Source organism: Janthinobacterium sp. GMG2 (assembly GCF_033949445.1).
GTDB lineage: Bacteria > Pseudomonadota > Gammaproteobacteria > Burkholderiales > Burkholderiaceae_D > Janthinobacterium > Janthinobacterium aestuarii.
Window position 1 is genome coordinate 749,154 of sequence record NZ_JAXAWA010000002.1, and the last position, 19,686, is coordinate 768,839.

At 60.8% G+C, this 19,686-nt stretch carries 23 protein-coding genes; 15 read left to right on the forward strand and 8 right to left on the reverse strand.

Annotated features, from left to right (window positions below):
• Positions 1 to 82 precede the first annotated feature (82 nt).
• The 5 genes from SKZ59_RS09375 (at position 83) to SKZ59_RS09395 (ending at position 2,986) form a co-directional block, all read left to right on the forward strand.
• Positions 83 to 370, forward strand: coding sequence for a pentapeptide MXKDX repeat protein (locus SKZ59_RS09375; RefSeq protein WP_319991510.1), 288 nt, complete (start codon positions 83 to 85; stop codon positions 368 to 370).
• Positions 371 to 537: 167 nt separating this feature from the next.
• Positions 538 to 1,746, forward strand: a complete 1,209-nt coding sequence (locus SKZ59_RS09380) for an MFS transporter (RefSeq protein WP_319991511.1) — start codon at positions 538 to 540, stop codon at positions 1,744 to 1,746.
• Positions 1,747 to 1,800: 54 nt separating this feature from the next.
• Positions 1,801 to 2,283 carry a hypothetical protein gene (locus tag SKZ59_RS09385; protein WP_319991512.1) on the forward strand — a complete coding sequence of 161 codons (483 nt, stop codon included), beginning with the start codon at positions 1,801 to 1,803 and terminating at the stop codon, positions 2,281 to 2,283.
• A 61-nt stretch (positions 2,284 to 2,344) separates the two neighbouring features.
• Positions 2,345 to 2,548 carry a hypothetical protein gene (locus tag SKZ59_RS09390; protein ID WP_319991513.1) on the forward strand — a complete coding sequence of 68 codons (204 nt, stop codon included), beginning with the start codon at positions 2,345 to 2,347 and terminating at the stop codon, positions 2,546 to 2,548.
• 6 nt (positions 2,549 to 2,554) lie between these two features.
• Complete coding sequence (locus SKZ59_RS09395; protein ID WP_319991514.1) at positions 2,555 to 2,986, forward strand: CatA-like O-acetyltransferase; 432 nt, start codon at positions 2,555 to 2,557, stop codon at positions 2,984 to 2,986.
• Here the strand turns inward: SKZ59_RS09395 and SKZ59_RS09400 are convergent.
• Positions 2,983 to 3,741 (reverse strand): helix-turn-helix transcriptional regulator, encoded by a 759-nt coding sequence (locus tag SKZ59_RS09400; RefSeq protein ID WP_319991515.1) that lies wholly within the window; start codon positions 3,739 to 3,741, stop codon positions 2,983 to 2,985. The two genes, SKZ59_RS09395 and SKZ59_RS09400, sit on opposite strands and share 4 nt — an antisense overlap.
• Before the next feature lie 86 nt (positions 3,742 to 3,827).
• Between SKZ59_RS09400 and SKZ59_RS09405 the strand changes: the two genes are divergently transcribed.
• On the forward strand, positions 3,828 to 4,589 hold the full coding sequence (locus tag SKZ59_RS09405; protein ID WP_319991516.1) for an alpha/beta hydrolase: 762 nt from the start codon (positions 3,828 to 3,830) through the stop codon (positions 4,587 to 4,589).
• Here the strand turns inward: SKZ59_RS09405 and SKZ59_RS09410 are convergent, their stop codons facing one another.
• Positions 4,590 to 5,231, reverse strand: coding sequence for a LysE family translocator (locus SKZ59_RS09410; protein ID WP_034755914.1), 642 nt, complete (start codon positions 5,229 to 5,231; stop codon positions 4,590 to 4,592).
• Positions 5,232 to 5,337: 106 nt separating this feature from the next.
• Positions 5,338 to 6,414, reverse strand: coding sequence for a YeiH family protein (locus tag SKZ59_RS09415; protein ID WP_319991517.1), 1,077 nt, complete (start codon positions 6,412 to 6,414; stop codon positions 5,338 to 5,340).
• Between the two features lie 107 nt (positions 6,415 to 6,521).
• On the opposite strand from SKZ59_RS09415, the gene SKZ59_RS09420 reads away from it, so the two are divergent.
• Positions 6,522 to 7,424, forward strand: coding sequence for a LysR family transcriptional regulator (locus tag SKZ59_RS09420; RefSeq protein WP_319991518.1), 903 nt, complete (start codon positions 6,522 to 6,524; stop codon positions 7,422 to 7,424).
• Between the two features lie 12 nt (positions 7,425 to 7,436).
• On the opposite strand, the gene SKZ59_RS09425 is transcribed toward SKZ59_RS09420, so the two are convergent.
• On the reverse strand, positions 7,437 to 8,525 hold the full coding sequence (locus tag SKZ59_RS09425; RefSeq protein ID WP_319991519.1) for a flavodoxin family protein: 1,089 nt from the start codon (positions 8,523 to 8,525) through the stop codon (positions 7,437 to 7,439).
• 116 nt (positions 8,526 to 8,641) lie between these two features.
• Between SKZ59_RS09425 and SKZ59_RS09430 the strand changes: the two genes are divergently transcribed.
• The 4 genes from SKZ59_RS09430 to SKZ59_RS09445 all read left to right on the forward strand — a co-directional run bounded on the left by SKZ59_RS09430 (position 8,642) and on the right by SKZ59_RS09445 (position 10,558).
• Positions 8,642 to 9,214: a helix-turn-helix domain-containing protein gene (locus SKZ59_RS09430; protein WP_319991520.1), complete on the forward strand. Its 573-nt coding sequence runs from the start codon at positions 8,642 to 8,644 to the stop codon at positions 9,212 to 9,214.
• 7 nt (positions 9,215 to 9,221) lie between these two features.
• Positions 9,222 to 9,752, forward strand: a complete 531-nt coding sequence (locus SKZ59_RS09435; protein WP_319991521.1) for a GNAT family N-acetyltransferase — start codon at positions 9,222 to 9,224, stop codon at positions 9,750 to 9,752.
• Between the two features lie 179 nt (positions 9,753 to 9,931).
• Positions 9,932 to 10,195 (forward strand): DUF378 domain-containing protein, encoded by a 264-nt coding sequence (locus SKZ59_RS09440; RefSeq protein WP_070302572.1) that lies wholly within the window; start codon positions 9,932 to 9,934, stop codon positions 10,193 to 10,195.
• Between the two features lie 12 nt (positions 10,196 to 10,207).
• Positions 10,208 to 10,558, forward strand: coding sequence for a hypothetical protein (locus SKZ59_RS09445; RefSeq protein ID WP_319991522.1), 351 nt, complete (start codon positions 10,208 to 10,210; stop codon positions 10,556 to 10,558).
• A gap of 59 nt (positions 10,559 to 10,617) precedes the next feature.
• Here SKZ59_RS09445 and SKZ59_RS09450 read toward each other — a convergent pair whose 3' ends face one another.
• Both SKZ59_RS09450 and SKZ59_RS09455 read right to left on the reverse strand, forming a co-directional pair.
• Positions 10,618 to 11,025 (reverse strand): cytochrome c family protein, encoded by a 408-nt coding sequence (locus tag SKZ59_RS09450; RefSeq protein WP_319991523.1) that lies wholly within the window; start codon positions 11,023 to 11,025, stop codon positions 10,618 to 10,620.
• A gap of 82 nt (positions 11,026 to 11,107) precedes the next feature.
• The gene (locus SKZ59_RS09455) at positions 11,108 to 11,986 is read right to left on the reverse strand and encodes an EamA family transporter (RefSeq protein WP_319991524.1); all 879 of its coding nucleotides are present in this window, start codon (positions 11,984 to 11,986) and stop codon (positions 11,108 to 11,110) included.
• 232 nt (positions 11,987 to 12,218) lie between these two features.
• On the opposite strand from SKZ59_RS09455, the gene SKZ59_RS09460 reads away from it, so the two are divergent.
• The 4 genes from SKZ59_RS09460 to SKZ59_RS09475 all read left to right on the forward strand — a co-directional run bounded on the left by SKZ59_RS09460 (position 12,219) and on the right by SKZ59_RS09475 (position 14,900).
• On the forward strand, positions 12,219 to 12,413 hold the full coding sequence (locus SKZ59_RS09460) for a KTSC domain-containing protein (RefSeq protein ID WP_302622661.1): 195 nt from the start codon (positions 12,219 to 12,221) through the stop codon (positions 12,411 to 12,413).
• Between the two features lie 60 nt (positions 12,414 to 12,473).
• The gene (locus SKZ59_RS09465; RefSeq protein WP_139143334.1) at positions 12,474 to 12,743 is read left to right on the forward strand and encodes a hypothetical protein; all 270 of its coding nucleotides are present in this window, start codon (positions 12,474 to 12,476) and stop codon (positions 12,741 to 12,743) included.
• 225 nt (positions 12,744 to 12,968) lie between these two features.
• Positions 12,969 to 14,123 carry a Shedu immune nuclease family protein gene (locus SKZ59_RS09470; protein WP_319991525.1) on the forward strand — a complete coding sequence of 385 codons (1,155 nt, stop codon included), beginning with the start codon at positions 12,969 to 12,971 and terminating at the stop codon, positions 14,121 to 14,123.
• A gap of 363 nt (positions 14,124 to 14,486) precedes the next feature.
• Entirely contained in the window at positions 14,487 to 14,900 is a 414-nt protein-coding gene (locus SKZ59_RS09475; RefSeq protein ID WP_319991526.1) for a hypothetical protein, read from the forward strand.
• A gap of 82 nt (positions 14,901 to 14,982) precedes the next feature.
• Here the strand turns inward: SKZ59_RS09475 and SKZ59_RS09480 are convergent, their stop codons facing one another.
• Together SKZ59_RS09480 and SKZ59_RS09485 are read right to left on the reverse strand one after the other, a co-directional pair.
• Complete coding sequence (locus SKZ59_RS09480; RefSeq protein ID WP_319991527.1) at positions 14,983 to 16,851, reverse strand: phytase; 1,869 nt, start codon at positions 16,849 to 16,851, stop codon at positions 14,983 to 14,985.
• Positions 16,852 to 16,868: 17 nt separating this feature from the next.
• On the reverse strand, positions 16,869 to 19,400 hold the full coding sequence (locus tag SKZ59_RS09485; RefSeq protein ID WP_319991528.1) for a TonB-dependent receptor: 2,532 nt from the start codon (positions 19,398 to 19,400) through the stop codon (positions 16,869 to 16,871).
• Between the last annotated feature and the right edge of the window lie 286 nt (positions 19,401 to 19,686).

A 19,686-nucleotide genomic window follows, 5' to 3' on the forward strand; every position in this document is an offset into this window, starting at 1 on the left:
TACTTTTGGCAACACCTGTAGTACAGCAACAGCTTTACCACCGGGCAATCTCGCCCATCCCACACTGAGACAAGGACTTATCATGAAAACCACCATCACCGCCATCATCGCTTCCGCCATCCTCATGTCGGGCGCCGCTTTCGCCCAGGACGCCATGAAAAAAGATGCCATGGCCAAGGATGCTTCGGCCGACGCCATGCACAAGGATGCGATGGGCAAGGACGGTATGAAGAAGCCGATGGCCAAGAAGCACATGAAAAAGGATCACATGGCCAAGGATGGCATGGCGAAAGACGGCATGGCGAAAGACGGCATGAAAAAGGATGAAATGAAGAAAGATGGCATGGCCAAGGATGCGATGGCCAAGTAAGGTGGAAGCCCGGCGCCGTCAACGTGGCGGCGCCGGGCCTGGTTTGCGCTCCCCCTGCGTTTGCGTCAGACCAATCTTGCAATAACATTATTCTTGCTACGCTTCAAGATGCGAAGTTGCCAATTGGTGTAAGCTGGCTGTCTCGCGTTTTCCCCGCTTGCAGAATCATGAACGAACCATCGCTTGCCGCGCTGTCCCCCGAAGTACCTCCCTCCGACAAACCGATACGCCGCCGCTCGCTGTTCGCCGCCTGCAGTGCGCATGCCGTGCATGACGGCTTGACGGACGTGATCTATGTGCTCTTGCCCATCTGGCAGGCGCAGTTTGCCATCAGCTATGCCATGGTGGGCCTGCTGCGGGGCTCGTACTCGGGCATGATGGCCGGTTTCCAGCTGCTGGCCAGCCGCATGGCCAAGCGCTGGGGACGCGAGCGCCTGCTGGTGGGCGGCACGGCGCTGGCCGGGGTCGCCTACCTGGTCGCGGGGCAGGCGGGCGGCCTGGCCGTGCTGCTGTTCGCCTTGCTGCTGGGCGGCCTGGGCGCCAGCACCCAGCATCCGCTGGCCTCGTCCATCGTCACCGATACGCATGAGGCGGGCGGCGGCGTGAAGGAAGCGCTGTCGCACTACAATTTTGCCGGCGATATCGGCAAGACCTTGATACCCGCGCTGGTGGGCTTGCTGTTATTGGTCTGCAGCTGGCAAGCCAGCGTCTCGCTGCTGGGCTTGCTGGGGCTGGCGGCGGCCGGCTTGCTGTGGTGGCTGCTGCCCAAGCCCGGCGACATCCAGGCCAGCCAGAAAAAAGTTAGCAAGCCCATCGCGAGTAATGGCTCGCCCGCGAGTTTCCGCGCCTTGCTGGCCACGGGCACCCTGGACAGCGCCGTGCGCATGGGTTTTCTCACTTTCCTGCCATTCCTGCTGAAAAGCAAGGGGGCGGGCACGGCCGGCATCGGCGTAGCCCTGTCTCTGCTGTTCGTGGGCGGCGCCTTCGGCAAGCTGCTGTGCGGCTATCTGGGCGCGCGCATCGGCATGATGAAGACCGTATGGCTGACGGAATCGATGACCTCGCTGCTGATCGTGCTGGCCTTGTGGCTGCCGCTGGCCGGCGTCATGGCCATGCTGCCCCTGCTGGGGCTGGCATTGAACGGCACCTCGTCCGTGCTGTATGGCGCCGTGCCGGAACTGGCCGAGCCCGGCAAGCGCGAGCACGCATTTGCCCTGTTCTACACGGGCAGCATCGGCGGCGGAGCGCTGTCGCCCGTGCTGTTCGGCGCGCTGGGCGACCATACGAGCGTGCCCACGGCCTTGCTGGCGCTGGCGGCCGTGTTGCTGCTCACTTTGCCACTGGCGTGGAAAGTGCAGCGGGGTTTGGCAAACTGAGGGGTATGGAAAATTGCCTTTAAATTATTATTTAACGCATTTCAAGAGCTAAACATGCCACAACTCGCTAACATTGGGGATGCCCAGGCTGCTGAACTGGCCTGCGCGCATATACTTGCGCAAAAGGAATTGTTCTACAAAAATGTGTTCTTTCATGAGGGCGATGATTTGCTCTGCGGCCGTCTTCTTGCTGCCTTGGGCAGCAAACCGGTATTCGGCAACAGCGGCATTGCGCCTGTCCTGTTGCTGCATTACTCGGACCAGGCCGGATTGACGGAGTTCCATGCAGGATCATATTGGACCCTCGGCATTTCGCTGGACAGGGGGCGCATCCAGCGGCTCACGAATGTGCCAAATATGAGCGATATCAAGGCCGTGTATGCGATGCGGTATGCACAGGAGGTGGCGCATGCCGATGGCACCCGTTCGGGTGAATATGCAAGCTTTGCGTTCACCAGGCAGGTAGGCGCTGAAGAAGTTACCTTGTTCCAGGACGTCGGCAGCGAATACTTTGTCTGCCTGCCGTTCTCCAACTGAACCATCCGGGGCGATGGCAGCACAGCTTGCCCGCGATCACCTCATCGTCTACACTCGCAGCATGAAAAATTTTGAAAAGCGGCGCGACCGCTATGACTTGTTCCGGGCGTTCGACAATCCCCTCGTCAACATCAACTTCCAGCTCGACGTGCCGGATTTCCGGCCATACTGCAAGGCGCGGAACATCCCCGTGTTTCACTTTTTCCTGTTTTGTCTGCTCAATACGGTCAGGGAAATCGACAATTTCATGTACCGCATCTACTAGGGCGAAGTGATACGCATCGACGATTTCCCCGCCTCGTATACCATCATCAACGGCGACGAGAACCTCAACTACACGCGCTTCGCGATGACGGACCAGCTCGATCTATTCATCGCGCGCAGCCTGGAAGCGAAACGCCTGGCCGAAGCGAGCAGCGCGCTGATCAACACGGGTGAGGGAGAGTGCGAGCGCGAGCAGCGCAACAATATCTTCATCACCTGCCTGCCATGGCTGGAACTGGCGGCCATCGAGCACCCGATCTATCGCCACCGCGACGCCGACATCCCGACCTTTACCTGGGGCAAGTTCGGTCCCGCGCAGGACGATGGCCGCATGCGCGTGCCGTTTTCCACGCAAGCCCACCATGGCTTTGTCGACGGCTACCATGTGCAGAAACTGGCGCAGGCGCTGGCGCGGCGCATCGCCGCCATCATCTCCTAGTTCAGATAATCGCTGGGCGCCTGGCCCAGCACGCGGCGGAAGGCGGCCGTGAAGGCACTGGGGCTGGCATAGCCGAGGTCGAGCGCGATTCGGGTAACGGCTTGCCCCTCGGCCAGCCGCGTGATGGCGGCCTGCAGGCACGCTTGCTGGCGCCATTGGGCAAAGGCCAGCCCCGTCTGGATGCGGAATTGCCGCGTAAAGGTGCGCCGGCTCATGCCGGCTTGCGCCGCCATCGTATCGAGATTGCTGTCCAGGCTCGGTTGCTGCAGCATCTCCGTACACAGCCGCGCCAGCCGCGGTTCCTGCGGCAGGGGCGCACTCAGGGGCAGGGGCCTGGCCGCAGCAATCTCATCGAGCAGCAAGGCCATCAGCCGTCCAGCGCGCGATTGTTCCGCATACAGGGCGTCGACGGCCACTGCCTCGGCCAGCAACTGGCGCAGCAGCGGCGGTGTATCCACCACCTGGCAGTGGGGCGGCAAGCCGGCCCCGTCGATGGCGGCTGCGCCGATAAACACGTTGTGCATGGTCACGGCGCCATGCATGCGCATGCCGTGGACGAGCTGGGCAGGTACCCAGCAAGCGCGTTGCGGCGGCACCAGCCAGTTGCCTTGCGGCGTGTGCACGCTGATGACGCCGCGCGCCGCATACGCGAATTGCCCGCGCGCATGGCTGTGGCTGGGAAACATTGCGCCTGCACCATAGTCGCGCGCCGTGACGATCAAGGGGCGCGGCACTTCCGTATAAAAATCATCCATGGCCCGTACTCTACAGTATTTGACCTGCCATCGAAGGCTGGCCGCTTGCTGGCCGCTTACCATCACACTCTTTTTCAGGAGTGAACATGCACAATACCTATCATCGCGTGGGCCATGGTCCCCACGCCGTCATCGTCCTGCACGGCTGGTTTGGCGACGCGCACGCGTTCGGGCCGATGGAAGCGGCCCTCGATGGCAGCGCTTTCAGCTATGTCTTCATGGACAATCGCGGCTATGGCGGCATGCGCGGCGCGCCAGGAACGTACTCGATGGACGAAGTGGCCCGCGACGCGCTGGCCCTGGCCGATGCGCTGGGCTTTGCCACGTTCAGCGTGGTGGGACACTCGATGGGCGGCATGGCGCTGGAATGGCTGGCCTTGCTGGCGCCCTTGCGCCTGCGCAAACTGGTGGCCGTGGCGCCCGTGCCCAGTTGCGGCGTGGCGTTCGATGGGGCGGCGCGGCAGCGGTTCCTCGACGCCAGCGGCAATGTGCAGGCGCGGCGCGCCATCATCGACCGCAGCACGGGCGAACGCTTGCCAGCCGCCTGGCTGGACTGGAAGGCGAAATATTCTTGGGAAAGTGCGGACCAAGCGGCGTTTGCCGCCTATTTTCTCGCGTGGAGCGGGACGGATTTCAGTGAAGACATCAAGGCGGCGCGCGTGGAACTACCGTTGCTGGCGCTGGTGGGGGAGCACGACCCGCGTTTCGATGCGGGCCTGATGCGGCGCACGTATCTGGCGTGGTACCCGCAAGCCCGGCTCGAGGTGCTGGGCAATGCGGGACACTATCCGATGAATGAAACGCCGCTGGCCCTGGCGGCCAGCATCGAGACGTTTCTACTGGCGTAATTACGCGGCCTTGCTGCGCAGGCGCAGCAGGCTCAGGCCCAGCAAGACGAAGGCGCCGCCCGTGATGCGGTTGAACAGCTTGGCACGGCCCGGCGTGGCCAGCTGTGTTTTCAGCAGGCGCGCCAGGTTGGCGTAGAACAAGTGGGCCAGCATGGCGCAGGCGACAAACGAGGTCGTCAGCACGGTGAACTGGATGGCCACGGGTTCGCCCGGCGTGATGAATTGCGGGAACAGCGCCGAGAAGAACAGGATGGCTTTCGGATTGGTCAGCGCCACCGTCAAGCCCTGGCGGAAGAGTTTCCAGAAGGAATTCGGATTCGCCGCGCCAGCCACCACGGGTGCGTCGGCCACGACGCTGGTCTTGCTGCGCCATTGCTTGATGCCCAGGTACACGAGGTACAGGGCGCCAGCCAGTTTCAGCAGCATGAAGGCCGTGGCCGAGGTGGCGAGCACGACGCCCATGCCGGCCATGGCCACGCCGGAAATGATGAACAGGCCAAACCCATTGCCCATGCTGCTGATCATCGCGCGGCGCGGGCCGACGGCGATGGCATTCGAGATGGCCAGCAAGACGGCCGGGCCGGGAGAAAACGTGACGAGCAGGGCGACGCTGCAGAAAAGCAGCCAGTTCGAGAGGTGCATGGATGTTCCTGGATGGGGCCGAAGCCGGTTTGAGAGTCAAAACACCTGTATTGTACGAAGTTTTCGGCTCCCGCGTCAGCGGCCCCGGCTTGAATCCGGCTCGAGGTCAGGCAAACAGGCTGGCAACGACGTGGTTGATGGCGGCGCCACCGGCAATCAGCCAGCAGAACAGGATACCTGCCAGCAACAGGGGCTTGATGCCGGCGCGGCGGATGGCCGACATATGCGTCGTCAAGCCCAGGGCCGCCATGGCCATGGCCAGCAGGACCGTGTCGAGTTCGGTGATGGTGGCCACGGTGCCCGCTGGCAGCAGGCCCAGCGAATTGAAGGCGACCACGGCAATGAAGATGAAGGCGAACCAGGGGATGGCCAGCTTGGCCGCCTTTTCCTTGCCACCGGCCTTCGCCTTGCCGCGCGCCAGCACGGCCGACAGGATGACGAGAAACGGCGCCAGCATCATGACGCGCACCATCTTGGCGATCACGGCCGCATTCGCCGCTTCCTGCCCGATCGACTTGCCGGCCGCCACCACTTGCGCCACTTCATGCACGGTCGAACCGATGTACACGCCGAAGGCGGCAGGCGTGGCGCCCAGCAGGTGCCAGCCTTGATTCAGCTGGTACAGCAAGGGATATAAAAAGATGGCGATGGTGCCGAACACCACGACGGTGGAGACGGCCACGGTGACATCCTCGCTGCGTCCCTTGACGACGGGTTCCGTCGCCATCACGGCCGCCGCGCCGCAGATCGAGCTGCCCGCGCCGATCAAAATGGCGCTGTTGCGTTCCAGCTTGAACACCTTGCTGCCGAGGAACATGGCCAGGCCAAACGTGGACGCCAGCACCAGCGCATCGATGGCGATGCCGGCCAGGCCGACCTGGCCGATATCCTGGAAGGTCAAGCGGAAGCCGTACAGGATGATGCCGAGTCGCAATAAAGTCTGCTTGGAAAAGGCCACGCCCGCGCCGCAAGTGGGCGCCAGGCGGCCGTACACGCTGTTGCCCAGCACGATGCCCAGCATGATGGCCAGGGTCAGCGCGCTCATGCCGTGGCTTTGCATCCATTCCAGCTTGCCCAGCGCAATGGCTGCATAAGCGATTGCGCCGCTCAGCAGCAGGCCCGGCAGAAGGCGGCCATAGCGGTCGCTGAAACTTGTTGTGTTCGTTGTTGAGAGGGATGACATGCCGTACTCCATGGTTCTTGATTCGTATGGCATGACTGTACAGTTCGCTGATTAAATGGTAAAACGGATTGTTTTTGTATGTTTAACTGAAAAAATAGGTAGATGAGATGGCGTTGACCTTGCGGCAGTTGCAGATTTTCCTCGCCGTGGCAGACACGGGCAGCACCAGCGCGGCCGGCGACTTGATTGCCCTGTCGCAATCGGCCACGAGCGCGTCCCTGAATGAGCTGGAAGCCTTGCTGGGCGCGCAATTGTTCGACCGGGTGGGCAAGCGGTTGCTGCTCAACGACAATGGCCGGCTGCTGCTGCCGCAGGCGCGGCAGATGCGCGACGGGGCCGCCAGCATCGAGCGCCAGTTCGCGGGCGCCGACCCGTCCGTGCCCGTCAGCCTGCAGATCGGCGCCAGCACCACCATCGGCATCTATCTGCTGCCGCAGATCCTCGCGCAAGCGGCGCAGCAATACGGGCGCAGCATTCCGCAGGTGACGATTGCCAACACGGCCGACATCGCGGCCGCCGTGGCGGAGTTCCGTGTCGATATCGGCCTGATCGAAGGGCCGTGCCACAAAGCGGGCTTGCTGGTGGAACCGTGGCTGACGGACCAGATGCTGATCGTGGCCGCGCCCACGCATTCGCTGGCGCAACTGCGCCATCTGCTCAGCTTTACGGAACTGAACCAGGCAGGCTGGCTGCTGCGCGAAGCGGGCTCAGGCACGCGCGAAGCCGTGGAGCAGGCGCTGGTGCCGTATCTGCACTACCTGCGCGCCGCGGGCGAGTTCAGCAATTCGGAAGCCATCAAATATGGCGCGGCAGCGGGGCTGGGCATCGCCTGCCTGTCGCGCGTCGTCGTGGCCGATTTGCTGGCCAGCGGGCAACTGGTGGAACTCGAGACCATGCTGCCGCCATTGGAGCGCAACTTTTATCTGATCCGCCAGTCCAAGAAGATACTCTCGCCGCGCCTGGCCGGATTCCTGGAGCTATGCCGCCACGCATCGCGCATGGCGGGCTAACTGTGCCGGGTGTCATTTTGGCCGGGGAGGCTGGAGTTCCGCATCGGGTGGCGCCAGCGTGCCTGCGCGCAACCGTTGGACGGATACCGCCACGGCGCGCGCCACGTTGCGCACTTCTTCCTGCAGATTGGTGTCATGGTCGAGAGTATCGTGGCTTTGCGCGTAACTGTCGTAATAGCCGATGTAGCGGTCCAACCGCGCCTTGGCGCCTGCGTCAACCAGACCCATCCAGTCCAGCCAGTCGGACAGGCCCCGCCGCACGTCTTCGATGCCGGCCACGTCGCCATGCACGACGAGGCCATACGCGCGCCCGGCCAGGTGTTTCGGGTAATTCCAGCCTTGCAATTCGAGTGCCTTCGCTTCCACGGCTTTCTTGCCGTGCGTGGACGTGGGATCGGGGTTGCCGCCGTCGGCGCACACGAGCCGGTCTATCATCAGTTTCAGCACGCTGGGCGTCTGGTACCAGTACACGGGCGTGAGGATGATGACGGCGTGCGCAGCCGTCCAGCGCTCGTAAATCTCCGCCATCCAGTCATTCGTCTGCCGTTCGCCATGGTTCGGGTAGCAACTGCATGGCCAGTGGCACAGGGGCATGGCTGTCGAGACACAGCCCTTGCACGGATGAATGTGCAAATCATATGAAGAGGTCAGCAAGCTCAGGTCCAGCACGTCCGTTTCGATATTGTCGGCCTGCAGTACTTCCCTGGTCCATTGCGTCATGCGCCACGTTTTCGACATTTCACCGGGGCAAGAACCGTCATTGCGTGCCGCGCCGCAGATCAGCAGCACGCGCGACGCCGTGCCGGGGTCTTTCTGGCGCGCTTCGGCGGCCAGCAGGCGGTCGCGCGTGGCTTTCCACTCCACGGACAAGTCGTAATCGGGGTCAAGAAAACCGGGCCCGGCCTTTTGTGTCACGGGCGCCTTGCGGCCATCCTGGTAATTCTTCCACGCCACTTCTTCCACCTGCACCAAGGCGCCGCGCACGGCGTCGAACGCGGGATCGGCATATGAGCGAATGAACTGCAAATGGAATTCGACCCTGCCCAGCGGTGCGGGCGCCTGGCCCAGGCGCGGCTGGGGAGTGGCGGGAGTGGAGGCCATGGCTTTTCCTTGAAGTGATGGCGTATCGTGCCTAGGGAGGGCTTGCTGGTCTGTGCGCTGAACAACTGTGCAGCAACTGCTTGCCAAGTTCTCTTTTGTGGGATAAATTCCCATATATGGAAAATCCAATATTGACTGATAACAAGACGGAACAGCGGCTGGCCGCGCGTTTGAAACAGTTGCGCGTGGAGCAGGGCTGGTCGCTGGACCAGCTGGCCAGTGCCAGCCAGGTCAGCCGCGCCACGCTGTCGCGTCTGGAAAATGGCGAAGTCAGCCCGACGACTAGCGTGTTGGGCAAGCTGTGCGCCGCGTACGGCCTGGCCATGTCGCGCCTGCTGCGCATGGTGGAGGACGATTTCCCACCGCTGTTGCGGCGGGCTCAGCAAAGCGTATGGACTGACCCGGACATGGGTTTCCGGCGCCGCTCCGTCTCGCCCCCGTCACGCGCGCTGGCTGGCGAAGCACTCGAATGCGAGCTCGATGCGGGCGTGACGATCACTTATGCCGCCTCGCCCCGGCCCGGCATGGAACACCATCTGTTGCTGCAGGAAGGCAAGCTGAACGTGACCGTCGACGGCCGCGCGCACGATTTGCTGGCCGGCGACTGCCTGCGCTACCAGTTGCACGGCCCCAGCGCGTTCACGACGCCGCCAGACAGCGGCGCCCGCTATTTTCTCTTTCTTGTCTGAGGTCGCCATGTCCGCATCGCTACGTCATTTTTCATCCACCGATATTCGTGAACGCTTGCCGGAACTGGGCGCCTTGCTGCAAGACTGCGTGCACGACGGCGCCAGCATCGGCTTTATCTTGCCTTTCGATACGGCGGCCAGCCAGGCGTTCTGGACCGATAATGTGTTGCCGGCCGTCACGCGCGGCGTGCGCCTGTTGCTGGTGGCCGAAGTCGATGGCCAGGTGGCGGGCGCCGTGCAGCTGGACTGGGATACCAATTCCAACCAAGCGCACCGGGCCGAAGTGCGCAAGCTGCTGGTCGCGCCCGCTTTCCGCCGGCATGGCATCGCCCGCCAGCTGATGCAGGCGCTGGAAGCACAGGCGCGCCTCTTGCCGCGCAGCCTGCTGACCCTGGACACGCGCAGCGGCGACCATGCGCAAGCGCTGTACTTGTCGCTCGGCTACATGGTGGCCGGCAGCATCCCCGCCTATGCGCTGGCGCCGGACGGCAACCGCCTGGATGCCACCACCATCATGTACAAGCAGCTGCGGCAATGAACTGCAGTTACCCGATGCGCGTTGCCGCCTGGCTTGTTGCCAGATAAAATCACCCGCCTGATTACAGAGTCTTCCTACTTCAATGCCCGGCATCGTCCGACTGGCGCATGCCGGTGCCGCGCCTACACTGTTCCTTGATAGACCCGGCGGCGGGTCCTTTCTATTTACAGGAGGCTAATATGGCGAATATCCAGGCAGGATCGGACGGTGCGGCAAAGCAGGAAATGTCGGCAAAGCGCTTGAACGTGGTCGACTGGATCTCGATGATCCTCTTGATCGTGGGTGGCTTGAACTGGGCGCTGGTGGGCTTGTTCGATATCGACATCGTGGCCAGCATCCTCGGCGCCATGACGGCCGCTTCGCGCGGCGTGTATGTACTGGTGGGACTGGCGGCGCTGTATTCCATTTACCTGTGCCTGCGCAAGTTGCCGGCCAAAACGTAGACGGGAGGGGACATGCCTGTCGGTGCAAGCCCCAAGCGTGAACGCGAATTCAAGAAGCTGGAACGGGATTTCAAGCAGGAAGGACGCTATCCGGGCCGCGAGGAAGAAGTCGCGGCGCGCATCGTGAACAAGCAAAGGGCGCAATCCGGTGAAACGAAGGAAGCGCAGGGGCGGAAAAAAGCAGGCGGCGCTGCATCGGATGCGTCGCAGCCGGACTTGCCCATCGCCGGCTACCAGCAATTGACGGTGGCGCAGATCCGCGACAAGCTTGATGGCCTGTCCGCCGCCCAGCGCAAGCGGCTGCGAGTCTATGAAGCAGCGCACAAGAAGCGCAAGGGCGTGCTGCAGGCGCTGGGAGCTTGATCAGGCGTCAAGGGCTGGATGCGGTGTGCGCCTGTCCGTGTATGCGTTATGGGCTGGGCTTACTGCGTGCGCAGGTAGGCCAGCAAGTCGGCCACCTGCTGCGCATTGCCGATGCCCCAGAAGCGCATGTTATTGCCGGGAATGAAGTCGCTCGGTGCTTTCAGGAAGTCGGCCAGGTTTTGCTCGGTCCAGACGATATTCGCGTTTTTCATCGCCGCCGAATACTTGTAGTCGGTGGTGGCACCGGCTTTGCGGCCGATCACGCCCGTCAGCTTGGGGCCAAAGCCGCCGCGCGCCGATGGTCCCACCTGGTGGCAGGAAGCGCACTTGCGAAACGCAGCCTTGCCCGCTTCGGCATTGCCCTTGAGGGCGGCCGGAGCGGCAGCCTGCGCGACGGCGGCTGGCGCCAGCAGCACGGCTGCGGCAGCGAAAGGGGAGAGCAGGCGAAAAAGAAGTGTCGATGTCATCGGTGGGGCAGAGTGCGCGATATGGCAAGCAATGACGCATTTTACAGGCGGGCATCAAAACCTGCCTGCCCGTCGAGCACCGCTAGCGCTTGCCGCCCTGTGCGCCGAGCGCCGCCATGGCCGACGCGAACACGATGCAGGCGATGGCCAGCCATTGCGTCAAGCTCAGCATTTCTCCCAGCACCACCATGGCGGCCAGCGCGCTGACGGCCGGCGCCGCGCTGCTGAACATGCCGAACACGCCTTGCGGCAAACGGCGCAGGGCAAAGATTTCCAGCGAATATGGCAGGGCGCTGGACAGCATGGCAATGGCCAGGCCCATCAGCGCAATCGATGGCGCCAGCAGTGCCGTGCCTGAATAGGTTATGCCGATGGGCACCGTCACCATGGCCGCCACCGTCATGCCCCAGGCCACGGCCTGGCCGCCTTGCAAGGTCGAGGCGCGCTTGCCGAAGATGATGTACAGCGCCCAGCATAGCGCCGCCCCCAGCGCATACGCCACGCCGACAGGATTCAAACTGCCCGGACTGCCTTGCAGGGGCAGCAGCAAATACAAGCCGAACACGGCACAAGCCACGGCCAGCAAATCGCGCGGCCGGCGCGACGACAGCATGGCCACGGCCAGCGGCCCTGTCACCTCGATGGCGACCGCGATGCCAATCGGTATCAGCGCAAACGCCCGGTAAATCAGCAAGTTCATCAACCCCAGCACGGAACCGTAGACGAGCAAGTTCAGCACATCCTTGCGCGTCAGCCGGTAGCGCCACGGCCGGAAGATGGCCAGCAAGATCAGCGCCGAAAACCCCACCCGGTACGCCGTAATCCCCTCGACCCCGATGACAGGAAACAGATTCTTCGCAATCGCCGCCCCCAAATTGACGGAAATCTGCCCTCCCAATACGGCCAGGGAAGGGAGCAAAATGCTGTCGGGGAGGGAAGAGGTCGAGGCGGGGGAGGTCATGGGACGGTATTTTAATATGCCTGAGGCTGGCAGTCGCTGGCAGATTGGTAAGTTGGGGAGACTTAACTGGGCAGTTGCTGGCATGGCTAGCGCATCATGGTTTCTTTTTTTGATGCCCTGTTGCAAAATACGCTACAGCTGTAGAATTGTTTGCTAGTGGTCAGAAGCAGCTGTTCTTAATCGCTCAGCCTTACCCTTGTGAGTCTTAACACTTTCGGGAGCTACCATGCAAATGGTTCGAGTAAATTCTAGCGCCATTGTTGCGATTGGTTACGACGAGAAAACAGCTTGCATGCGTATCCAATTTCAACAAGGGCATAGTTACGATTTTTGCCGAGTACCTCCGAATGTGCATGCTGCGTTCATGCGTACCAACTCCAAGGGGGCTTACTACAATGAGCACATCAAAGACCGCTACCAATGCTAATCGGAATTTGACCTAAAAGAGTCGGCAACCACAAGCGGTCACTCGCGCGAGCAAGAAAAAATGGAAGATGAAATTATGCTCTTGCGGAAGATTCAATCAGCTATTCAACAGATTCAGCCTCTGGCAGAGAAAGGCTGGCCGCCTGGGCAATCTATCCTACGACAACTAGGTTGGTGCGAAGTATTTGTGTCTGGATATCTTTCCGACCCAGTGCCAGGGCCGCTGTCCATGGGATTGATTGCCACTCGCGAACTCGACATGTACGGCGATAAGCCCGATCTCGCCTTGTTGATCAACGATATCCAAGACGCTGTGAATTCATTTCATTGATCCGCCTACTTCGGTAGTTCTATGACTGCTTCGGGGCGGCTTCTGCCTCATGGTGGACAAACCGTGAGCTTTGCACGAAGGCAAGATGCTATCCTCACCTGTTCGGCCGCGTTCGGCCAGAAGTAGCCTTTCGGAATCAATGATTGTCATTCACACCGCCACAACTTCAAGCAATCTAAGATTGAGCAACAAGAGGCAAAAAAAAATAAATCTGAAAGTGACGATATGGACAGCTATCTAGACCCCGAGCCTGGCAAGACCTACATAAGCCCTGGCCTTCCCGACTTCGATGATAAGAGCCGAATGGTACGAATAGCGACCAAACTGATTGAAAGTCCTGTCAGCTACGCTTTCGCCCACGTTAAAGACGAAGTTGTTATTCGCCATAAGGAAGATGCAAAAAGCTGTATTACTGCGAAGTTTTTTGAAGACGATAGGAAGATGTTTGTCCTAAGTATTCAGGGCTACACCGTCGCCACAGACAAGCCTCACAATGCCAGCTTCTCCTTCATAGGTGAAGAGATTGGCAAGCTCGTGGAATTCCTTCAGCATATTCAAGCCATGCCGCTTGATGGGAATGGCCCAAAGAAAATCACAGACGAAGCCTTGAGGCGTCTGATCCTTTCAAGCACACAAGCAGAGTCGCTGTACAAGGACAACCAAGAGCTTTTTGCTGAGGTCATTAGATCAGCAATCACGAAAGACGACGTCATTGCCGTGGGCTATAGAAAGAGGCAACTGCAAACGTTCAAGCGCCTGCTGGAAGATCCCTGCTACTTTGAAGAGGTCAAAAAGCAGAAAGGGTGCAAAGACGAGGCGGTTTGGCAAAAATATTTTGAGAAAAATCCCTGGATTTTTGGTTACGGCTTGAGCTATCTGTATCTATCCTCACTGGACGACAACAAGCTGGAGCAGTACGTCCAAGGATTTACCGTCGCCCATCATGGCAAGCGGGTGGACGCACTTTTGCGAACACGAGGCGCCATCTCTAGCCTGTGCTTTGCAGAGATTAAAACCCATAAGACACGCCTGTTACAGAAGACCGCCTACCGTGGAGGTTGCTGGGCACCATCCGAAGACCTTGCAGGAGGTGTTTCGCAAGTTCAAGGCACTGTCGCAATGGCGAGTGACACGCTGCGTCACAAGCTGGCAATGAATGACGATAATGGCGATCCTACCGGCGAAGTAGCGTACAACTACACACCAAAAGCATTTATGGTCATCGGCAGCTTGCAAGAGTTCAGCACCGACAAAGGGGTAAGCGAAGAACGATATCGCTCCTTTGAGCTATTCAGGCAGAACACTACCAGCCCCGAAATTTTCACCTTTGACGAATTGTATGAGCGTGCGAAGTTCATTGTCATGCAATATGATAAATAGTATAAATCAATTCAAAAGCGAACTTACGCAGCTGTTTCTAGTCTTGATCACGCATTCGCGTATAACGGCTGCTTTGGGGCGTGAAGCGGACGTTACAGGTTTTGGCTTTTTTTCGGAGTAAGCGGCCTTTTCTTGCGTTCACCGGCATTCTTAAAGGCGATGAGGTTTGACCGCATTTCGGCGCGCGTTGACAATGATGGCACGAACATGGTTAAAGGATAAAAATAAGGTGTCGGCACGATAGCCGTGATTGACGGCTTTATCCTTCTGGTTTCGCGACCGACGGGGCTGCCCTGTAGTTCTTGCTACCTGTCGCGCCGCATATTTACCTGTAATTTACCTGTAACTTGGGAGTAGTATTGCATGACTGTTTTTAGTATCGGTGACACCAATTTTGAAGTGGATGTAGCGAAATCAAGCATTAGTCTGGAAGCGCATGGCAGGGGTATGCTGGAGATAAATATTGATATCCATGGCGACGATGATGTGTTCATGCGCTTGACGGAGCCGGATGATGCTGAATGGTCGTGGGCGCTGTATCCGCCGGTTTTTTTCCTGCACGGCTTGCGCATACCGGAAGGGCAGGAAGGAGCGCTGGCGATCGGAATGCTCGATATGCACCCCGATGCAGAGGAATCGGGTATCTATATGATGCAATACGGCGACGTATCGGCTGTCAACATTGTCGAATTGTCGGAAGGGCGCCTGCTTGTGACGGGCATGGTGGACTTGTGCGGCAAGCGCCTGCCATTTCATATTGATATGCCGCGCACATAGTGGCGGGGCCGGCCTCTTCGGGATGGAAATGCGCCCCATTGGTGTGCATTTCCCCGGTGCTGCCGCCCCTGTTGCTGCTAACTTAATCCAGCTTTAACGCCTTCGCCACATCCCCCCACGCCACATACTTGAAGTTCTGCGGTCCATCAGGCAGACGCTTGTAGCCGTCCTGAATCACCAGCATGCCTTGTGCATACGCGCCGCCCAGGTTGGCGGAGGTCACGTCCAGGCCATCCGTTTCCGAGGTGCCGTCGATGCCGGCAGGCAGGTTGAAGCCCACCTTGAAACGGCCGCGCACCTTGTAGGGGGCTTTGGCATCGAGTACCACGTAGCTGTTGTCGCCTTGGCTGGAGACGATCAGGTAGCCAGAATCAGTATTGCCGCCCGGCTGGCGGTAGATGGCCATGCCTTCCACGTCGGCCGTCAACTGTGCGCCCACGGGCAGGACCATGGTGAGGGCGTCGGGCTTGGCGGCGTCGGCCGAGGTGGTCCAGATGCCGCGCGTTTCCTCGCCGAGGAACAATCTGGCGTTGGCGTCGTCGGCCACGCAGCCTTCCGGTTGGGTGGCGACCTTGAAGCTGCGCAAGAGGGTGGCACTGAACTTGTTGCCGCTCATGCCGCTCATTTCAACCTTGTATTGCTGGAAAGTGCCGTCCTTGTCGTTGATGAACGCTTCCACGCCGCCGCTGGCTGGCTGGTACAAGCACATGCCGTAGATGCTTTTCAGTCCGGTCGGGAAACGGCCCGCTTCCACCACGACGCCATCGGCATTGATGGTGAACAGCATCATGCTGTTGTCGTCGCGCTGGGTGGCGACGGCCAGGTCGACCTTGCCGCCGCCAAGGCTGATGTTTTGCCGCACGTCAACGTTGTTCAGGCGTCCCACTTCCAGCAGCTGCGTCTGCTTGCCTTGCAGGTCGTAGACGAGCAGTCCTTGCTTCTTGTTGGTGCCCAGGATGCGTGCGTTGGCGGGGTTGCTGGACAGCCAGATGGCAGGATCATCGGCCGCGTCGCCCTGGCGCGCCATCGGTTCCGTCTGGGCTTGCGGGGCGATGATGGCCACCGCAGGCGATGTTTCCGCTTGGCCAGCCCATTTCAAGGGCCGCGCTTGCCAACCGTTCTTGCCGCGCAACATCAAGGAATTTCCGTCGAGCGCCAGCTGGCTGTCGCCCTTGCGCACGTTCAAGGCCACGGCTTGGGCTGGCTGTGCCGTCCATTTACTTCCCTGATGGGAGTACAGGTGCAGTTTTTCCGCCTTGCCGTCGAGCACGGCCACGCCGCCCGGCAGCACGGCCAGGGCGCCGGCACCGCCATCCAGCTGGCCATACGGCTTGCGCAGGGCCACCACTTCGCGCTTGCCCATGCCTTCGGAATCAGCTTCATACGACCACACGCCCATGTTGGCCTCGCTGACCAGCAGGCGCTGGGCGCCATCGTCGGCGCGGCAATGCTTGGCATGGGGCGGCAAAGCGAGTTTGTGAACCAGGCTGCGCTGTTCACCTTGCATCACCCACTGTTCCGCTTGCCCATCCTTGCCGATCAAGAACAGATGATCGAGCTGCTGGGCGTCGCGGTACAAACACGATGCTTCCACGGAGAACGTGGGAACGGGAAACGGCGCCAGCTTGACCAGCTTGCCGGCCTGCACATCGACGGACACGGGCAGCGGACGCTGCGTGTCCGCTTCCAGGAAGACGGCCAGCACCTTATTGCCGTCGCTGCGCGTATCGAGCTGCTTGGCGCGCACGGCGATGCGGTCCTGCTCCTGGCCGCTGGCGTTGAACAGGTGCAAGCCATGCTTGTCCAGGGTCAACCAGCCGCCGCCGGGCAGGCTGGCCAGTTCCTCGGCCTCTTGCGTGAAGGAAGGCAAAGTGTTGGCCGGGGCGGCGAAGACGGCACCGGTGGCGCAGAAGGCGGCCAGCAAGGCGCCGCAGAGTACGTTTTTTTTCATGTTAGTTGAAATCATCATCAAAAGGCGCTGGCTTTCAAGCTCACTTTGAAAGTGCGGCCGTATTGTTCGTTCTGCACGTTGTATTGCTTCGTGCCCTGGTAGACATAGTATTTCTCGTTATTCAGGTTCGCCGCTTCGAACAGTACCTGGAACTGCTTGTTGATCTGGTACGACAGCGAAAAATCAAGCTGCTTCTGGCTGGCGACGATATGGTCCTGGCTTTGGTCAAGGATATCGCTGCCCATTTCCAGCAGATACGGCGACTTGTAGTTGAGGGCCAGGCGGGCGCTGACCGGGCCCGTTTCATAGCCCAGCATCAAGTTCATCACCTGGTTCGACTGGCCCGGCAGGCGGATGTCGCGGTTGAGCTGCTTGTTGCTGGCTTTGTCGAAGCGGCCGATTTGCGCGCTCGATGTGCTCAGGGTACCGTTCACGCCGACAAGAAACTTGTTGAACGGCGCTGGCAGCATGCGCAGCGGCTGCATGTAGGCCAGTTCGATGCCTTTCACTTTGGCTGCGTCGCCGTTCGCATACGATGTCGCCGTCGTGTAGCCCGCCCATTGGCCCGTGCCGGCCAGGTTCGTCGTGTAAGTGAAATTCTTGATGTCCTTGTAGAAACCGTAGGCCGACATCACGCCGTCGTTGCCCAGCACTCTTTCGATACCGAGGTCCAGGTTGTTTGCTTTCAGCGGTTTCAGGTCCGGGTTGCCGATCACGGCTTCCGTATTGCTGGCCAGGCTGATGCCGGGCGCCAGCTGGCTGAAGTTGGCGCGCACGACGGCTTGCGTCCAGGCGGCCCTCACGCTGGTCTTTTGATCGACGTCATAACGGGTTTGCAGGTTTGGCAGCCAGTTGGTGTACGAACGCTCGCGCGTCAAGGGCGTGGCGACACCGGCGCTGTCCACTTGCGAACCGGCCGCTTCAAAGCTGGTACGTTCGGCACGCACGCCGCCGAGGATGTGCCAGGCGTCGAAGTCGTAGCTGTTTTGCACATACATGGCGTTGATGTCTTCATGCATGCGGTAGTCGTTGATGATCGATTCCGTGGACAGGCGCGCCTTGGCGCGATCGAGGCCCGCCACGCGGGCGCGTATCAGGGCCGGGTCCAGCGCCACGCCGATGTTGCCCAGGTCGTAGTCGAGATTGTGGCCCTGCACGAAATTGCTCATCGACGTGGAACCGGTGCCCCAGTAATTGCCGCTGGTCGCCTTACTGCTGTTATACGCCCATTGATCCGTGTCATTGGTCTTTTCGCGGCGGCTGACCTTCGCGCCGAATTTCAGGGTGGCGATGTCGAACTTGCGCGCCAGGTCGATGCGTGCATGGTGTTCATTGTCCTTCGAGTAGCGCTTTTGCAGGGTGATGGCGTTGAGCGCGTAGCTGGCCGGATCGTACAGCGAGGTGGGGCCGCTCAGTTTCGGCTCCTGCGTATCCGTAAAGCCGATGCCGGCGAAATTGCTGAGGCCGCGGAAACGGCCATCGTTCAGGGATTCCGGCGTGTCTTCCGTGGCGCGGCTCATGCCGCCTTTGACGTCCAGGGTCCAGTCGCCCGATTTCTGTTGCGTGCCAAGTACGAGCGAGCGCACTTGCTGCGTGTATTTGCGCTGACGGATGCGGCGCTCAGCGCGCGCGCTGGCCGTCTGGTCTTCGGCCAGGCTGCCGCCCGCGATATTGCTGATGGTCAGGCGGTCACGCACTTCATTGTCGGAAAATTCGCTGACGAACGAGCGCAAAAACCAGCTGTTGCCCGCTTCGGGACGGTAGTCGAGGTTGACGGCCAGGGCGCCGCGCTTGCGCACGGGCAGGTAGTCGCGCAATTCCAGGCTGGATAATTTACCCTTGCTCCAGGCACCGCCCGTTTCCACGTCATCGGAGCCGAACGAGCGCTTTTCCGCGCTCAGGCCGGCGGCCACGCCCAGCTTGCCGTCGAGGAAGCGCTGGGCCCACAGGGCGCCGCCGCTGGGGCTGGTCTTGCCCGTCTTTTCATCGTAGCTGGCGCCCACGTTGGCCGACAGCAGCTTGCCCGGCAAGTCGAAGGCGGACAGCGATTTCACTTCGACCGTGGCGCCCAGCGAGTTGGCGTCCATTTCCGGCAGCAAGGTCTTCGAGACTTCCAGGGTGCGGATCAGGCCGGCGGGCAGGATGTCGAGCGCCACGGCGCGGCGGCCCGCTTCCGGCGATGGCACGAGGGCGCCATTGATGGTGACGGCGTTGAGGTCCGGACCCAGGCCGCGCACCGTGATGTAGCGGCCTTCGCCCTGGTCGCGCTGCACGGACACGCCCGGCAAGCGGGCCAGTGCTTCGGCCGCGTTTTTATCGGGCAAGCCGCCGATATCGTCGCTGCTGATGACGCTGATGATGTTGTCGGCTTTCTCTTGTGCCGCGATGGCGTTGCGCAGGCTGGCGCGCTGGCCGCTGACGACCACGGTGGCGGCCGGCTGGCCGTCTGCATCTTGCGCATGGCTTTGACCGCTGAAGACGGTCATGATGCCGAGGGCCAGGGCCGTCAGGCGCAGCGGGGAGGGAGTCGAAGTGTGCATGGTTTTCATGAAGAGCTCGGTTAGGGGAAGGAACCGGGCGGATTCTAGGCAGCAAATATGACGGTTGCGTGACAGGCAAGGGCTTGCCACCCTGAAAACAACGGCCCGTGAACGCTTTCCGGCTGGAAATGGACTGTGGTGAGCTGAAATGACCTGCCGGTCGTGGGCACATGGGGCGTGGCATGTCGTATTTGCATGAGCGCCCCAGGTAATGATGAGCCGTTTGCACCTGCCGCACGGGCGTGGGGCATGTCATCGTGCCGTCATGGGCGGGCGCTATCGTGGCGACAGCACC

What these genes read in the sequence shown, in the direction of transcription:
- SKZ59_RS09450 (WP_319991523.1), bottom strand. Translation starts at nt 11,025, where the DNA reads ATGACATCGACACTTCTTTTTCGCCTGCTCTCCCCTTTCGCTGCCGCA.
- SKZ59_RS09415 (WP_319991517.1), bottom strand. Translation starts at nt 6,414, where the DNA reads ATGTCATCCCTCTCAACAACGAACACAACAAGTTTCAGCGACCGCTAT.
- SKZ59_RS09460 (WP_302622661.1), top strand. Translation starts at nt 12,219, where the DNA reads ATGGTTCGAGTAAATTCTAGCGCCATTGTTGCGATTGGTTACGACGAG.
- SKZ59_RS09410 (WP_034755914.1), bottom strand. Translation starts at nt 5,231, where the DNA reads ATGCACCTCTCGAACTGGCTGCTTTTCTGCAGCGTCGCCCTGCTCGTC.
- SKZ59_RS09390 (WP_319991513.1), top strand. Translation starts at nt 2,345, where the DNA reads ATGAAAAATTTTGAAAAGCGGCGCGACCGCTATGACTTGTTCCGGGCG.
- SKZ59_RS09485 (WP_319991528.1), bottom strand. Translation starts at nt 19,400, where the DNA reads ATGAAAACCATGCACACTTCGACTCCCTCCCCGCTGCGCCTGACGGCC.
- SKZ59_RS09475 (WP_319991526.1), top strand. Translation starts at nt 14,487, where the DNA reads ATGACTGTTTTTAGTATCGGTGACACCAATTTTGAAGTGGATGTAGCG.
- SKZ59_RS09455 (WP_319991524.1), bottom strand. Translation starts at nt 11,986, where the DNA reads ATGACCTCCCCCGCCTCGACCTCTTCCCTCCCCGACAGCATTTTGCTC.
- SKZ59_RS09465 (WP_139143334.1), top strand. Translation starts at nt 12,474, where the DNA reads ATGGAAGATGAAATTATGCTCTTGCGGAAGATTCAATCAGCTATTCAA.
- SKZ59_RS09385 (WP_319991512.1), top strand. Translation starts at nt 1,801, where the DNA reads ATGCCACAACTCGCTAACATTGGGGATGCCCAGGCTGCTGAACTGGCC.
- SKZ59_RS09420 (WP_319991518.1), top strand. Translation starts at nt 6,522, where the DNA reads ATGGCGTTGACCTTGCGGCAGTTGCAGATTTTCCTCGCCGTGGCAGAC.
- SKZ59_RS09470 (WP_319991525.1), top strand. Translation starts at nt 12,969, where the DNA reads ATGGACAGCTATCTAGACCCCGAGCCTGGCAAGACCTACATAAGCCCT.
- SKZ59_RS09380 (WP_319991511.1), top strand. Translation starts at nt 538, where the DNA reads ATGAACGAACCATCGCTTGCCGCGCTGTCCCCCGAAGTACCTCCCTCC.
- SKZ59_RS09435 (WP_319991521.1), top strand. Translation starts at nt 9,222, where the DNA reads ATGTCCGCATCGCTACGTCATTTTTCATCCACCGATATTCGTGAACGC.
- SKZ59_RS09400 (WP_319991515.1), bottom strand. Translation starts at nt 3,741, where the DNA reads ATGGATGATTTTTATACGGAAGTGCCGCGCCCCTTGATCGTCACGGCG.
- SKZ59_RS09445 (WP_319991522.1), top strand. Translation starts at nt 10,208, where the DNA reads ATGCCTGTCGGTGCAAGCCCCAAGCGTGAACGCGAATTCAAGAAGCTG.
- SKZ59_RS09375 (WP_319991510.1), top strand. Translation starts at nt 83, where the DNA reads ATGAAAACCACCATCACCGCCATCATCGCTTCCGCCATCCTCATGTCG.
- SKZ59_RS09430 (WP_319991520.1), top strand. Translation starts at nt 8,642, where the DNA reads ATGGAAAATCCAATATTGACTGATAACAAGACGGAACAGCGGCTGGCC.
- SKZ59_RS09425 (WP_319991519.1), bottom strand. Translation starts at nt 8,525, where the DNA reads ATGGCCTCCACTCCCGCCACTCCCCAGCCGCGCCTGGGCCAGGCGCCC.
- SKZ59_RS09480 (WP_319991527.1), bottom strand. Translation starts at nt 16,851, where the DNA reads ATGAAAAAAAACGTACTCTGCGGCGCCTTGCTGGCCGCCTTCTGCGCC.
- SKZ59_RS09440 (WP_070302572.1), top strand. Translation starts at nt 9,932, where the DNA reads ATGGCGAATATCCAGGCAGGATCGGACGGTGCGGCAAAGCAGGAAATG.
- SKZ59_RS09405 (WP_319991516.1), top strand. Translation starts at nt 3,828, where the DNA reads ATGCACAATACCTATCATCGCGTGGGCCATGGTCCCCACGCCGTCATC.